At 62.5% G+C, this 14,296-nt stretch carries 10 protein-coding genes; 6 read left to right on the top strand and 4 right to left on the bottom strand.

What is annotated here, in order from left to right; translation table 11 throughout:
• Positions 1 to 154 precede the first annotated feature (154 nt).
• From A7X65_RS34140 to A7X65_RS43390, 3 genes are all read left to right on the top strand, one after another.
• Positions 155 to 5,674: a trifunctional serine/threonine-protein kinase/ATP-binding protein/sensor histidine kinase gene (locus A7X65_RS34140; protein WP_063693674.1), complete on the top strand. Its 5,520-nt coding sequence runs from the start codon at positions 155 to 157 to the stop codon at positions 5,672 to 5,674.
• A 161-nt stretch (positions 5,675 to 5,835) separates the two neighbouring features.
• On the top strand, positions 5,836 to 6,756 hold the full coding sequence (locus A7X65_RS34135) for a DUF427 domain-containing protein (RefSeq protein WP_063693672.1): 921 nt from the start codon (positions 5,836 to 5,838) through the stop codon (positions 6,754 to 6,756).
• 111 nt (positions 6,757 to 6,867) lie between these two features.
• The gene (locus tag A7X65_RS43390; protein ID WP_245324020.1) at positions 6,868 to 7,185 is read left to right on the top strand and encodes a hypothetical protein; all 318 of its coding nucleotides are present in this window, start codon (positions 6,868 to 6,870) and stop codon (positions 7,183 to 7,185) included.
• 29 nt (positions 7,186 to 7,214) lie between these two features.
• On the opposite strand, the gene A7X65_RS34125 is transcribed toward A7X65_RS43390, so the two are convergent.
• A complete protein-coding gene (locus tag A7X65_RS34125; RefSeq protein WP_245324019.1) occupies positions 7,215 to 8,183 on the bottom strand; it encodes an AraC family transcriptional regulator in 969 nt (322 codons plus the stop codon).
• A 158-nt stretch (positions 8,184 to 8,341) separates the two neighbouring features.
• On the opposite strand from A7X65_RS34125, the gene A7X65_RS34120 reads away from it, so the two are divergent.
• Together A7X65_RS34120 and A7X65_RS34115 are read left to right on the top strand one after the other, a co-directional pair.
• A complete protein-coding gene (locus A7X65_RS34120) occupies positions 8,342 to 8,878 on the top strand; it encodes a carboxymuconolactone decarboxylase family protein (protein ID WP_063693670.1) in 537 nt (178 codons plus the stop codon).
• Positions 8,879 to 8,923: 45 nt separating this feature from the next.
• Positions 8,924 to 9,436 (top strand): YkgB family protein, encoded by a 513-nt coding sequence (locus A7X65_RS34115; protein ID WP_063693668.1) that lies wholly within the window; start codon positions 8,924 to 8,926, stop codon positions 9,434 to 9,436.
• A 172-nt stretch (positions 9,437 to 9,608) separates the two neighbouring features.
• Here the strand turns inward: A7X65_RS34115 and A7X65_RS34110 are convergent, their stop codons facing one another.
• The 3 genes from A7X65_RS34110 to A7X65_RS34100 form a co-directional block, all read right to left on the bottom strand.
• Positions 9,609 to 10,334 (bottom strand): alpha/beta hydrolase, encoded by a 726-nt coding sequence (locus tag A7X65_RS34110; RefSeq protein ID WP_063693666.1) that lies wholly within the window; start codon positions 10,332 to 10,334, stop codon positions 9,609 to 9,611.
• A 163-nt stretch (positions 10,335 to 10,497) separates the two neighbouring features.
• A complete protein-coding gene (locus A7X65_RS34105) occupies positions 10,498 to 11,376 on the bottom strand; it encodes a polysaccharide deacetylase family protein (protein ID WP_063693664.1) in 879 nt (292 codons plus the stop codon).
• Between the two features lie 38 nt (positions 11,377 to 11,414).
• Entirely contained in the window at positions 11,415 to 12,281 is an 867-nt protein-coding gene (locus tag A7X65_RS34100) for an alpha/beta fold hydrolase (protein WP_082885152.1), read from the bottom strand.
• Positions 12,282 to 12,578: 297 nt separating this feature from the next.
• Between A7X65_RS34100 and A7X65_RS34095 the strand changes: the two genes are divergently transcribed.
• A complete protein-coding gene (locus tag A7X65_RS34095) occupies positions 12,579 to 13,586 on the top strand; it encodes an alpha/beta fold hydrolase (RefSeq protein WP_082885151.1) in 1,008 nt (335 codons plus the stop codon).
• Positions 13,587 to 14,296 lie beyond the last annotated feature (710 nt).

The following is a 14,296-nucleotide window of genomic DNA, read 5'->3' as shown; positions in this document are numbered from 1 at the left end:
GAAGGCCAGAGGAGGGAGCAGAGTGAAGCTGATGGATCCGCTCTGATGCGTGCCGTTGTGGGGGACTTTTCCGAGGGGTAAGGTGATGAGGGGGCGATTGGACGCTTGGCGCACCTTCTCCACGAAGCAGCCGGGCAGGTCCGGAGGCCGGCAGATGAATGTATCTTCGCCGATCCCCACGCCCGGGGGTTCTGGTCTCGAATTCTTATGGGACGACGGGGAGCGCGTCTTTTGCCGCGAAAGGCGTCGGGGCGCCGACGGCAGCTTCGACAGTGTCTTGATCGTTAGAGCTGCTGCGGAGCATCCGCCGGCCGCGGTCCTCGACCGGCTCGCCCATGAATACGCCTTGCGCGACGAGTTCGATGGGACCTGGGCCGTGCGGCCGCTGGAGCTGATCCGCGACGGTGGTCGAACTTTGCTTGTTTTGGAAGATCCCGGCAGCGAGCCGCTCGAGCAGTTGCTCGGTGCGCCGATGAAGCTGACCCTCTTTCTACGATTGGCTCTCGGCATCACCACCGCCGTCGACCAGCTGCATCGGCAGGGCCTGGTCCACAAGGATTTGAAGCCGGCCAACCTTCTGGTGACCGGGGCAGACGACGTCAGGATCACCGGATTTGGCCTCGCATCTCGCCTGCCACGCGAGCGACAGCAGTTCGAACCACCGGAGACCATGGCGGGCACGCTGGCCTACATGGCGCCCGAGCAGACCGGCCGCATGAACCGGTCCGTCGATTCCCGCAGCGATCTGTACGCAATCGGCGTGACGTTCTACCAAATGCTGACGGGCGAACTGCCGTTCACCGCGTCCAGTCCGATGGAGTGGGTGCACAGCCACATCGCCAGACGAGCCGTTCCGCCCGCCGAACGAGGCAATGGCGTGCCTCGCGCCGTGTCGGGGATCATCATGAAGCTCCTCGCCAAGACGGCCGAGGACCGCTACCAGACCGCCGCCGGTCTCAAGAGCGACCTCGAACGGTCACTCGCCCAATGGGAAGCGCAGGGACGGATCGATGATTTCGTTCTGGCGCAAACCGATATACCGGACCGCCTGCTGATTCCCGAACGGCTCTACGGCAGGGAGCACGAGATCGAGGCGTTGCTCACCTCGTTCGATCGCGTCACCCGGAGCGGCACGCCCGAGTTGATCCTGGTGTCCGGCCCCTCCGGTATCGGCAAGTCCGCTTTCGTCGACGAAATGCACAAGGCCTTGGTCCCGTTGGGAGGCTTCTTCGCCTCCGGCAAGTTCGATCAGCACAAGCGCGACATGCCTTACGCAACGCTCGCGCATGCGTTTCAAGGCCTTATCCGAAGCCTCCTCGCCAAGAGCGATGCCGACTTGGCGCCCTGGCGCAGCGCACTGCACGACGCGTTGGGCCATCTCGGTCAGCTGATGGTGGATCTCGTACCGGAACTGCGGCTGGTGATCGGGGATCAACCACCCGTCCCGGAGGCTCCCCCGCAAGACGCACAGCGACGCTTCCAGCTCGTCGTTCGACGCTTCATTGACATCTTCGCCAAGCCTCACCATCCCCTCGTGCTCTTCCTCGACGACCTGCAGTGGCTCGACCTGGCCACTTTGGATCTGATCGAGTTTCTTCTGAACAGATCCGACCTGCAAAATCTGCTTCTCATCGTCGCCTACCGACGCAACGATGTCGACGTCAAACATCTGCTGGCGCAACGACTCGTCGAAATTCGAACGTCCCGCAAGCGGGTGCGGGAGATCGACCTGGCCCCCCTCACCCGAGACGCCGTCCTGGAGTTCACCGCGGATGCACTTCACTGCGAGCCGACATACGCCATGCCCATGGCGCAGCTGATATACGAGAAGACGAACGGGAATCCGTTCTTTCTCACGCAGTTTCTGCGGGCGCTGGCCGAAGAGGAACTGCTGACCTTCGATCATGACAAGCGACAGTGGCGCTGGGATCTCGAACGCATCAAGGAAAAAAGCTACGCCGAAAACGTCGCGGATCTCATGGTCGGCAAGCTGAGCGGTCTGCGCGACGAGACACGTCAGGCCCTGCTGGAGCTGGCCTGCCTGGGCAACAGCGCCGAGATCGCAGTGCTCTGCCTCGTGCACGGAACTTCGGAACAGACGCTGCACGCGGATTTGCGAGACGCCACGCGTTTTGAATTAATTCGACGCCTCAAGAACTCTTACGCGTTCGTGCACGATCGCGTGCAAGAAGCCGCTTATGCGCTTCAACGGGACCAGAACAGGCGAACGGCCTTGCACCTTCGGATCGGTATGGCCTTGGCAGCACAGCTGACGCCTAACGAAACCAACGAGCGCGTCTATATCGTTGCCAACCAACTCAACCGCGGCATCGCCGCTTTGGCAACAGGCACCGAACGCAACCAGGTCATTGCCGTCAATCTCGCTGCGGGCCGACGCGCGCGAGATGCAACGGCTTACCATGCGGCAACGACCTATCTTGAAACTGCACGCGCACTGCTCGGAGAGGAAGGACATCCGCTGTGCGGCGATGACGCCTTCGCGATCGGCCTGCTCCACGCCGAATGCAAATTCCTGCTCGGCGAGCTGAATACGGCGGAAGCGGAATTGACGATCCTGTCGCAGAGCTGTTCAGACATTCAGGCGAGCGCCGAGGTCGCCAGACTTCAGGCGCAGCTGTACGCTGCTGCGGGACAGCCCGAGCCGGCGGTCGACGTCTGCCTCGCGTTCCTGCACAAGATCGGGATCGACTGGCCCCCTCATCCCGACCGAAACGAGGTGGATCAAGATCGGCGACGCCTGCGGAGTTTGGCCGAAAAACTGTCCGACGCCCAGCTTCATGCGCTGCCGCCGATGACCGATCCGAATCATCGAGCGACGATGTGCGTCTTGGCCGATCTCGTCACACCTGCGTTTCTGACCGATCGCAACCTGTCCGACATCATGCTTGTAGAGGCCACTCGGCTGACGATCGAGCACGGGATCAGCCCTGAAGCGTGCTATCCGCTGACCGCGATATTCGGCGTCCTTGCGAGTGACTCAACCGATGCCGAACTCGGATTCCGACTGTCACAATTTGGCGCAGCCCTTGCTGACAGGCACCCGCAATTAGGATTGAGCGGCCGTGCACTTCTGGTATTCGGCCTCCACGTGACCCCATGGATTCGCCCGATCCGATCGGGACGGCCATTCATTCAGCGCGCCCTGGCAATCTGTTTGACGACCGGAGATCTGGCTTTCGCGGCGTATTCGCATCGTGGACTGATATCGGTGGATCTGTTCTGCGGCGATTCGCTCATGGATGTCTGCTCGAACGCCGAGCGGGCCCTGGCATTCGCCGAGGGTTTGGGCGTCCGGCTGGCTTCGGAGAGCCTGGTCAAGCAACGACATCTGGCGCTGAGCCTGATGGGGCGCGATGAGAGGAATGGCTTCGAGCGCGCGGGGGCGCTGCAACCCTCAGACGCGAGTGAACCGCTCAGCACCTTTTCCTACTATGCCATGCAAGTTCAGATCGAGGCCCTGGCCGGACGTGACGACGTCGCGATCGCTCTCGCCGAACGCGCCGAAGAGCTCTCATGGTGCGTCCGCGCTTACTCGGACTTTGCCGAATACCGGTTCTACACGGCGCTCGCTCATGCCGGAGCTTATCACACATCACGGCCCGAAGATCGCGAGCGACGCCTCGTCGACCTCCGCGAGCACCATCGCAAGCTCACAGTCTGGTCGAACCGCTGCCCAGCGAACTTCGCCGCCCGACAGAAGCTCATCACGGCCGAACTTGCGCGTGTCGAGGGTCGTGAACTCGAGGCGGAACAGCTGTACGAAGAATCGATCCGATTGGCCCAAGAATCCGGATTTGTGCAGATTGAGGCGATCGCTGCTGAGCGCGCAGCGCGGTTCTACGATGCGCGCGGCATTCGAACGGTCGTACTTTCCTACCTGATGAAAGCGCGCGACTGCTACGCGCGCTGGGGCGCCGAGGCGAAGGTGAGCCAGCTCGAGGAACTTTACCCGGGCCTGCGGGAGCGAGGATCCGCGCTCAGCGCCGCAGGGACGATCGGAGCACCCGTCGAGCAGTTGGACCTAGCGACGGTTCTCAAGGTGTCGGAGGCTGTTTCAGGCGAGATCGTGCTGGAGAAGCTCACGGAGACCCTGCTTCGCTCGGCCATCGAGCATGCGGGTGCGGAGCGCGGCGTGCTGATCTTACCGAGGGGTTCGGAGTTGAGAATTCGGGCGGACGCGGTGACTGGCGACGGTTCGGTCGCCCTCGATCTCGCCGATTCACCGATCTCCGCCGCTGAAGTGCCGATGTCGATCGTACTTTACACGGCTCGCACCCAGGAAAGCGTCGTGCTCGACGATGCCTCGACGAGCAGCGCGTTCGGCAGCGACGAATACATCCAGAAGAAGCACGTCCGATCAGCCTTGTGCGTGCCACTCGTCAAGCAAGGCAGGGCGGTGGCATTTCTGTATCTCGAGAACAATCTCGCCTCGCGCGTCTTCACACCCGCCCGGAGCGCGATCCTCAAATTTCTCGCATCCGAGGCTGCGACCTCGCTCGACAATGCCCGTCTGTACCGGGAGCTTCAGGAGCGGGAGTCGAGGATCCGCCGGCTGGTCGAGGCCAATATCATCGGGATCTTCATCTTCGATCACACACCCGACATTCTCGATGCCAATGACGCGTTCCTGAAGACCGTGGGATATGATCGCGAGGATCTCGCCGCAGGCCGGTTGCGCTGGGCAGATCTGACGCCGCCCGAATGGCAGGAGCGCACCGCCCGCGCCCGGGCCGAATTGAAGGCGACGCGGGTTGTCCACCCGTTCGAAAAGGCGTTCTTCCGCAAGGACGGCAGCCGGGTGCCGGTGCTGACCGGTGGAGCCTTGTTCGACGACGAGCAAGAGCAAGGCGTCGCCTTCGTGCTGGATCTCAGCGAGCGCAAACGTGCCGAAACCGAGGCACGCGAGAACGAGCAGCGTTACCGCGAGGCTCAGATGGAGCTGGCCCACGCCAACCGCGTGGCGGTGATGGGGCAACTGACGGCGTCGATCGCCCACGAGGTCAATCAGCCGAACACCGCCGTCATCGCCAGCGCGCAAGCGGCCTTGAGCTGGCTCGATCACCAACCGCCGGCGCTGGCGCAGACACGCAGGGCGCTGACACGCACCATCGAGAACGGCATCCGCTCCAGCGAGGTCATTGGGCGAATCCGGGATCTGGTCAAGAAATCACCACCCAAACGGGATTCCCTGTCGATCAACAACGTCATCGGTCAGGTCATTGAACTCACGCAAGCTGAAGCGGCGCGGAACGATGTCGCGATCCGGACGGTGTTCGCCGATCGTCTGCCCAAGGTCATCGGCGATCGTGTCGAGCTGCAGCAGGTCATGCTCAACCTGATCCTGAATGCCATCGAGGCCATGAGCGAGACAACGGAGGGCAAGCGCGAGCTATTGATCCAGACCACGAGAGCAGATCCCGAGAGCATACGCGTATCGATCACGGATTCGGGACCGGGCTTGTCTGCGGAGGGCCAAGCGCGGCTGTTCGAACCCTTCTACACGACCAAATCGGGCGGCCTCGGTGTCGGACTATCGATATGCCGCTCGATCATCGTGGCGCATGGCGGCAGACTGTGGGCGACTGCAAACGAACCGCGCGGAGCCATCTTCCAGTTCACCGTGCCGATCGATGACGGCTTTGCGGTTGGCTGAAGCATCTCGGCTGGCGTCATCAAACCGCAAAATTGGTGGGATGACCTGTAACCAGGGCCGGGCCGCGAACGAAATATGGCCATAGGATCGCGCCGGCGAAGCCAAGCGCGGGCCGGAACAGGTCCGCCGCCGACCGACGGTGCGCTGCACGGAGAGATCAGTTGGGACTGTCCTGGCAACAAGGCCCGCTTTCAACGGGAGCAATCGGCCGCTTTCTCGTCCCCGAGCCGCTGCCTAAGCGCCTCTTGTACGTCGAACCGTTACGCCGCCGCCTCCGCGTGCGCTTTGGGGGAAGCTGGATCGCCGATAGCGAGCGGGTGCTACTGCTTTTCGAACCGGGCCGTTATCCCGTGGCCTATTTCCCGGAGGCCGATGTTTCCCCACGTGTGCTGGAACCGACCGAGCACATCACGCAACACGCAGATCTTGGGCCGACGTCCTGGTACAGCGTTCGGGTCGACGAGCAACATATCGCGGCGCGAGGAGCATGGCGGCACACCAGCCTGCCCGCCCATGCAGGCGATTTGCAGAGTCTGATCGCGTTCGCCTGGCGGGCCATGGATGCCTTCTACGAGGAAGACGAACGCATCGTGGGCCATGCCGCCGATCCCTATCACCGCATCGACATCCGCCAGTCCTCTCGTAACCTCGTGGTCAACCACCAGAACCGGGTCATCGCCGATACAAAGCGGCCGCTGGTCCTTTACGAGTCCGGCTTTGCACCCCGTTGGTACGTTCCGCGTGCCGACATCGATGAGTCTGCGCTCACTCCGGTCACGCTCCAGACCTTCTGCCCGTACAAGGGCCTCTGCAGCTACTACTCCATCGGAGACGCGCGCCAGGGGGCATGGTCGTATCCCGACGCCTATCCCGAAGTCCGCCGCATCTCCGATTTTTTATCGTTCGAGCCGGATATCGTGACGGTCCATCTCGATGGCACGCAGCTGCGTCTCGAATCCGGCCAATTGGTGGTTCCACACGGCCCCGATCGCAATCTTGACATCGCCGAGGTGGTCCCCGAGCCAACGCCTGGTGGTCGGCCCGCTGAAGCTGCAACCAGTCCCCTCCATCGACGCTCGTGAGACGAACGAGCATATCTCCGAGATCGCGCAGCATTCAGCCTTTCGCGTCCACGACTATTGTGGCCCTCAACGGAGCCGCTCATCCCGAGCCTCCACTACGGGAGCGCCACAATGTCCCATCGTTCGAGCCAGACACGCTCGATCCGCTCCGCTTTTGCAGGCCTTCTCCTGATCGGTCTGCTGTCGCCCGCACATGCCTTCGACCGGAGCACCTCTCTCGACGCCCTGTCCAATCTGCCGTCGCGGGCCGCCGAGCGTCTCGCCTCGGCCGAGCCGACATCGCACCGGCCCTGGCTCGCTCCGGTCGGTCACCGTCAGCCGAGCCGGGCCGACGCGCCTCAATCGGACTCCCTGTCGGCCTGGGAGCGTGAGCAGCAGCAGCGCGATCAGATGCTGGATCGCAAGCTCATCATCTGCCGCGGATGCTGAGGTAGCCCGGCCACCTCACGCTCGCCTGCCTAGGCATTCTCGACACCCGATGTCGCTTCTACGCTCTTCGTCAGCTCCAGCCCGTCAATCGTCGCAGGCGTCTGCGCAGCCTTTCGCCATTGCGCGGGGGTGATGCCCATGTGGCTCTTGAACGCCCGCTGGAACGCCGCCTCGGACAGATATCCGACCGCTTCGCCCACCGCTCCGGTCGAGAGCGAGGATTTCCTCAGCTCATTCGTTGCCAGCGTCATGCGGATGTCGGTCAGCAATTCGCTCGGCGAACGGCCGACCTTCTCCTGGAATTGACGCGCGAGCGTCGCACGCGACATGTTGGCGAGCTGCGCGAGTTCGGGCAGCGTCCATGCGCGCGCGGGCGCATTGAACATGGCCGCGACGACCGGCGCCAGGCGTGGGTGACCTGCGAGCGCAAGGAGCCCGCGTGGCGCATGTGCGGTCTCGCTGGCGAAGCGCAGCACGAGGGCGAACATCGCCGTCGACAACGCATTCAGCATCGCGCGGCCACCCAGCTGATCGTCTGCGGTCTCGCCGCGCATCAAGGCAACGAGGCCTGCGAGCTGCCCCGCCGTATCCCGCTCTCCGGCCTGCGCGCCGATCCTCACGATCAGCACCGGCGGCAGATAGTTGCGCAGCAGTCGGTCGTGCGGCGGGGCGATCGAAAAATGTCCGCACAACAGATCGAGCCGGGCGTCCGAGCCGGGATTCTCACTGATCGTGAAGTTGAGTGACGCGCGGTTGCGGGCCTTCAGCGGCGCAGCTCCGCTGCCGTCGTGCATGACGTGTCGGGGGTTGCGCGGCAGCAGCAGAATGTCGCCGGCCTCCAGTAGCAGTGGCCGACCTCCCGCCGGATCGTCCAGCATCGCCGAGCCCGCGAGCACCGCGTGGTACGGGATTTCGTTGGCCCCGCCCGGCCCCTGCTCGATCCGCCACGGCGCGCCGTAGGAGCAGCGCAGGTCCAGACGGCCGCGCACCGGCATCATCTCGAACAGCCGGCTCAGCCAATCCATTGTATTCCCCTCTCAATATGCCATATGAGACGATTAGGCATATATATAAGCAAATGCAGCATTTAACGTCTCATACCGCGACCGTACTGTCACTCCGCAATCGTTCACCACCCCAACCACGGAGTGCCATCATGTCCCGTCTTTCGGTCCCGAACCTCGAAGCCGACGCCGGCCCCGCCGGCCAGGTCTATGCCCAGATCAAGAAGGCGATCGGCAGCGTGCCGAACACCTTTGCGGCCATCGCCGCCCACGGCCCCGCTGCGCTCAAGGCCGTGCTCGCCGCTGACACTGTGCTCGCGTCCGGCGGACTGACCAAGTCCGACAGGGAGATCATCAAGCTCGTCATCAGCGAGGCTGCCGGCTGTGACTATTGTGTCGCCGCCCACAGCCATCTTGGAAAGCTCGTCGGCCTGGCGCCGGAGGTGTTGAAGCAGATCCGCGATGGCCGGCCCACCGGTGACGACCAGCGCGATGCGCTGGTCGCTTTCGTTGACAAGCTTGCGCGCACCAGCGGCACCGTCAGCGACAAGGATTTCCGCGCGATCAAGGCCGCCGGCTACAGCGACGCACAGCTCGTCGACATCAGCCTCGCCTTTGCCACCACCGTGTTCACCAACGTCTTCAACCGCATCAACGATACCGAGATCGACTTCCCGGCGGTTACCTAACGCGACGGCCGCCACGTCGATCATCTCACATCAGGGATCACGACCATGACCATGCTTGCTAACACCCACACCGCCCAAAATCCTCTCGTCCGCGCCCTGCAGGGATCTGGGCTGCTCGCGGAAGATCTCGACTACCATGTCGTCCGCGCCTCCATGGTGATCATGTTCTTCTTCTTCGGTTACCAGAAGTGGTTCCCGTACGAATTCGAACGGCTCGTCCCGTTCATCAGCAACAGCCCGTTGATTTGGTGGCTCTATCCCGTGTTCGGCCACGCCGGCGCCAGCTATTTCCTCGGTGTTTCTGAATGGACCTTTGGTTCGCTGCTGCTCGCGGGCTTCTGGAGCCACCGGCTTGGCGTGCTCGGCGCTCTGGGCTCGACCGGCACCTTCATCGCGACCGTCACCATCATTCCCTTCATGCCGGAGGGCTGGGACGTTGCCGCCGGTGGCTTCCCGGCGATGACGGGCAACGTGCCGTTCCTGATGAAGGACGTCGTGCTGCTCGCGGTCTCCTTCTACCTGCTCCGACAGGATCTGGTTCGCCTGATACGGCATTAGGTGGCACTCTGCCGAGGGGCGATGCATCGCCGGCGAGCTTTCGGGTTCGCCGGCGATTGCGCGTTCGCGCCGGCGTAGTGCGAATCAAGTCGGAGCGTTTCGGTCCATCGAGATAACCGGCTGGATCGCCGATACTTTGATTTTCTAGTCATTTCTACCCTGTAAGCCGCAGTTACATCGCAGCCGCGCGGGCGGCCTGTACGATCACGTCGGCTACGACGTCGGGGTTTGACACGGTGACGGCATGCGATGCATTCACCTCGACGACGTGCGATTTTGCACGATCGGCTTCGAACTTCTGTTCGGCCTGAGGAATGGCGAGATCCTGCAAGGTCCTGATTTGCCAACTCGGCTTGCTCGTCCACGCAGCGGATGTCAGCGTCTCGGTCAGGGCCGCCAAGTTCATCGGGCGTTGGGTGGCGAGCATCATGGCAGCCTCGCTCGCGGGCACATCGGCAGCGACGTTACTGTGGAACTTGTCGGCCTGATAAAGGAGATACGTACCGCTGGTTCCGTCAGGGAGAGAGTAGGCGACCGCCTCGACGGACGTGGAGAATGTGCTGCCGGGAAACCGCTCGAGCAAATTGCTTGCAGCTTCTCCTGCCGCGGGCATCACTGCGGCTGCGTAGACGAGACCCTTTACCCTGGGGTCCGTGCCGGCCTGAGTGATGACGGCTCCACCGTAGGAATGGGCCGCCAGGATGACGGGTCCCTGGATCCTGTCCAACATGCTGCGCAGATAGGCGGCGTCGATCGCCACGCCGAGCAACGGATTGGCAAAAGCCACGACCGGGTAGCCGTCGCGCTGGAGCCGCGCGATCACCTTATTCCAGATCGACGCGTCTTCGAAGGCCCCATGCACGAGCACGATGGTGGGCAGCAGTGTTTCGGGATTCATGGAGTTTCCTTCTCATTGAGAGTTACGCAGGAGGTGGTTTCGCTGGCGTACGCGCTCAGCCGCGCCGCCCAAGATGATCTGCCTTGTGAGCTGCAAAGGCCGGCCGCCTGTGGGATTGTCCAGGATCGCAGTGCCGGAAAGATTCGCGTGATACGAGGTACGGCTAACTCCGCAAATGGTGTTGCCGGTACCACTTGTTGATCTCGCCGCTGGTCGTCACCCACACGTCCTTGTGGCTCGATATGTAGGCGAAGGCTGCCGCCAGGTGCTTCGTCCGAAACGCTTGGCCCGTGATGAAGGGATGCAAGGCAATGGGAAAAATCCTCGGGAGCCGCTCCCCCTCCTCGTAAAGAACGTCAAACTGGTCTCGTATGATCCGACCGAAGTCTTCCGCGGACGTACCGAACGTCAGAACTGATGGAAGGTCGTTGCATTCGACGGAGTACGGCATTCCCAGAAGAGAGCCCTTCTTCACTTTCATCCGAAAGGGCAGATCATCGCACGTATAGTCGCACAGATACTCGATGCCCCGCTCAGCGAGCAGATCCGGCGTGGCGTGCGTCTCCGTCAAGAACGGGCTGAGCCAACCCTTGGGCCTCTCACCAGTGGCCGCCCCAATGACCGTGAGCGTGTCCTCGATCAGCGACACTTCCTCCTCCAACGAAAGGCCGTTGGCGATCTCGGAGTTATTTCGTCCGTGCCCCATGAAGTCCCATTTGCGTTTCGAGCCTTCCTCAACGACCCGGGGATACTCGCGACAGACATCTGAATTGAGACACACGCTTGCCGGCAAGCCATACTTGTCCAATGTCTCCATCAATCGCCAAATACCGACGCGCTGCCCATAGTCTCGCCAACCATAGTTGAGAGAGTCCGGCATGAAATGCGCGGTGTGCGGCACGATCGCCGGGCCAGGCCGATCTTCCGGAAAGTGCTCCAGATTGATGTAGATCGCGATCGCAACGCGTTCTCCGTGCGGAAAGGACACAAGCGGACGATCGACAATCGGCGTGAAGTCGTAGCGTTTGGTTTGGGTCTGCATCAGTCGGTCACTCCTGGATAAGTCACCTCGGCCATCAGTCAGCTGTGTTGCGTGCCGTTCTGACGTGCGACGGAGCCGGTGATGGCCTCGTGTATCATTGCGATGACCTGCTCCGGGGCCGTGATCGGCGATGCATGATCGACCTTCTCCGAGCGAACCTGCGCACCCATCCGACGCGCCAGGAACAGCTGGGTCGCCGGATTGATCATGCGATCCTCCTCGGCGACGAGGTACCATGACGGCTTCGTCTTCCATGCCGGTTTCGGGGCCTTCTCCTGGATGGCCGCGACGGCAATGGGGCGCTGGATCGCGGCAAGGAGCGCGGCCTGCTCGGGCCGGGCATGCTGACACCAGGCTGCCCTGAACCGGTCGTCCGGCATCCAGAGGAGACCGTGACTGTCGGGCGCGAGTTTCGGCGCCTCAGGCGACGGCTTGTCACGATAGAATACGTCGGCGACTGTCTCACCTTCGTCGGGGGATAGAGCCGAAATGAACACCAGCGATCGAACCCTCTCGTTCGTGCATGCACCAATTACGGCGCCGGCATAAGCATGAGCGACGAGGACGAGCGGACCGTCGGTCCGCTCCAATGCCCGCTCGAGCGCCGCAACATCATCCGATAACGACGTAAGCGGAATCGGTGCAGCCAACGTCTTCAGCCCTCTGGATTGCAACGACGTGATGACGCGGGCCCAACTCGAGCCGTCCGCCCATGCGCCGTGAACCAGAACGACGGTGGCGTTCGCGGCCGCGCTTTCCGATCTCCTGGTGCTGGCCCGAACGACTTTCCTGCTCGCGTGAGGATTGGCATCCGCAGGCGCGATTACGCCAAGCTCCGCTGCCGCGACTGCCATTGCCGCTGCACCCAGGAAATGCCGGCGCTCATGGTTGATTTCCTCGGACATATCTCTTCCCTTGCTCTGCCAGACCGCGCGGTCGCGCTTCCTTGGACGCAGACCTACGCTATTCGGCGATCCAGCCGATCTGGTTACAAGTGGCCGATCATTCCGACGATCAATTCCCGATTATTTTCCTGCCGCGGCCTCATCGTACTGGCCGGATAACGGTGTTTTGAGCACGAATGGTCCAGAGACGCTAATTCTGCGAAAACGAGATTCCGCGGCGCTGCTAGCGTGTCTTGCCGCGCCGTCATCGAAGGGGGGTTGGCTAGTGCGCTGCGCCAGCCTTGAAGGACATCAGAGATGATCGAAGAGACAAAAATCGAGCGCCGGACCTTCGTCCGGGCGATGACCGCCGCATCCAGCGCCGCGCTGTCATTGGCGCTACTGCCGCCGCGCGCTGCCGGCCACCCCCTCGACAAAGCCACCTCGACCGCTTCCGATCACTTCGAGACGGCTGAGATCAAGACCGACGACAACACCATCTTCATCAGGCGCTACGGGAGCGGGTCCCCGCTGCTCATGGTCCATGGATTTCCTCGAACCAGCCTGATGTGGCGTCACCTGGCGCCGCGTCTCGCCAGCAAGCACACGGTGATCTGCGTCGATCTTCGCGGCTATGGCCGCAGCGGCATTCCCGCTTCCGCGGAGGATCATTACCCCTATTCGAAGCGCGCGATGGCGAAGGAGCTCGTCGCCGTGATGGACAGGCTCGGCTTTGCCAAATTCGACCTGGTCGGACACGATCGCGGCGGTCGCGTTTCCTATCGCCTCGCGCTTGATCATCCGGAGAAGGTGCAACGCCTCGCGGTATTCGACGTCCTGCCGATCTCGGAGGCGTGGGGCCATGCCGATGCAAGGTTCGCCATGACCTATTGGCCCTGGAGTCTGCTCTCGCAGAAGGCCCCGCTTCCCGAAAAATACCTGGGCGGCGCGCCTGATGCGGTCTTCGATAATCCATTCGGCCAGGGCTCGTTCGGCCCCGACGTCAGGGCGGAATACACCGAGACGTATCGCGATCCAGCCCGGGTGCATGCCATCTGCGAAGAGTATCGCGCGGCCGCAACGCTGGATATCGCGCACGACAAGGCGGACCAGAAGGACGGCCGGCGCATCAAGTGCCCGATGCTTCACTTGTGGGCTTCCGGCGGCCCCCTCGATACATTCTACGAGCAGGAAGGGGGCGCACTGGGAATCTGGAGGAAGTGGGCCGACGATGTGCACGGCCAGGCCGTCAAGGGCGGTCACTTCTTCCCCGAGGAGAATCCCACCGACACGGCAGGGCTCCTAACCAGGTTCCTGTCGGCTTAGTTCTCCAAGCAAGGGCAACTCCTCAATTTCCTGGTAGCGCGGGACAAGTGCGACGTGCAGGCGCTCGTCGACCTTGTGAGCGAACTCGCGGCGCAGCGGGACTTTGTCAAGAAGCTGCATGGTGCCGCTGACAAGACGCACGACGAGCATCCCCTGCACAGCAGACCGCCGAAGGTGATCACGGCGGCACGCGCAGTGCCGCGCTCTCGCGGCTTGCTTCGCCCGAGCTTTGCTTTCTCGTTCCACCCTCTTGACCAAGAGGGCGTAGGGAAGACCGGGTGCTGACCTCGCACCCGCGGTCTGCTGCGCGAAAGGCGTAGCGCAGGAAAACCGCACAGCAGCATCCAGGTGGTGCCAATCACTCGCCACGTGGCCCTCCTTTTCGCACAAAAGCTCGACGGGACGAGGGTTGATTGTCCGACGAGCAACGTCAATGCGAACACCCGAGGGCGCTCGCGTACGACAGCGCACGTCAGCGGGAGGGTTGAATATTTCCGGACATCAAGGGGCGACTTGGAAATTTTCGCGAATGCGCCAGCGACAGCAAGACATCGCGCCGAAGCAATTTGGCGAATGTCGGCAGCAAATTCCGGAAACGTTCGCCGCTGTTCACCAGCGTCTTAATCAACCAACGCGGCTCGATGGCGACCTAAGTGCCTGAGTTTGCTGGCGCTCCCTAGGGGAATCGAACCCCTGTTTCAGCCTTGAGA

The sequence above is a fragment of the Bradyrhizobium stylosanthis genome (assembly GCF_001641335.1).
GTDB lineage: Bacteria > Pseudomonadota > Alphaproteobacteria > Rhizobiales > Xanthobacteraceae > Bradyrhizobium > Bradyrhizobium stylosanthis.
This window is presented reverse-complemented; position numbering and strand designations above follow the sequence as displayed.

What these genes read in the sequence shown, in the direction of transcription:
- A7X65_RS34140 (WP_063693674.1), top strand. Translation starts at nt 155, where the DNA reads ATGAATGTATCTTCGCCGATCCCCACGCCCGGGGGTTCTGGTCTCGAA.
- A7X65_RS43390 (WP_245324020.1), top strand. Translation starts at nt 6,868, where the DNA reads ATGTCCCATCGTTCGAGCCAGACACGCTCGATCCGCTCCGCTTTTGCA.
- A7X65_RS34125 (WP_245324019.1), bottom strand. Translation starts at nt 8,183, where the DNA reads ATGATGCCGGTGCGCGGCCGTCTGGACCTGCGCTGCTCCTACGGCGCG.
- A7X65_RS34120 (WP_063693670.1), top strand. Translation starts at nt 8,342, where the DNA reads ATGTCCCGTCTTTCGGTCCCGAACCTCGAAGCCGACGCCGGCCCCGCC.
- A7X65_RS34115 (WP_063693668.1), top strand. Translation starts at nt 8,924, where the DNA reads ATGACCATGCTTGCTAACACCCACACCGCCCAAAATCCTCTCGTCCGC.
- A7X65_RS34110 (WP_063693666.1), bottom strand. Translation starts at nt 10,334, where the DNA reads ATGAATCCCGAAACACTGCTGCCCACCATCGTGCTCGTGCATGGGGCC.
- A7X65_RS34105 (WP_063693664.1), bottom strand. Translation starts at nt 11,376, where the DNA reads ATGCAGACCCAAACCAAACGCTACGACTTCACGCCGATTGTCGATCGT.
- A7X65_RS34100 (WP_082885152.1), bottom strand. Translation starts at nt 12,281, where the DNA reads ATGTCCGAGGAAATCAACCATGAGCGCCGGCATTTCCTGGGTGCAGCG.
- A7X65_RS34095 (WP_082885151.1), top strand. Translation starts at nt 12,579, where the DNA reads ATGATCGAAGAGACAAAAATCGAGCGCCGGACCTTCGTCCGGGCGATG.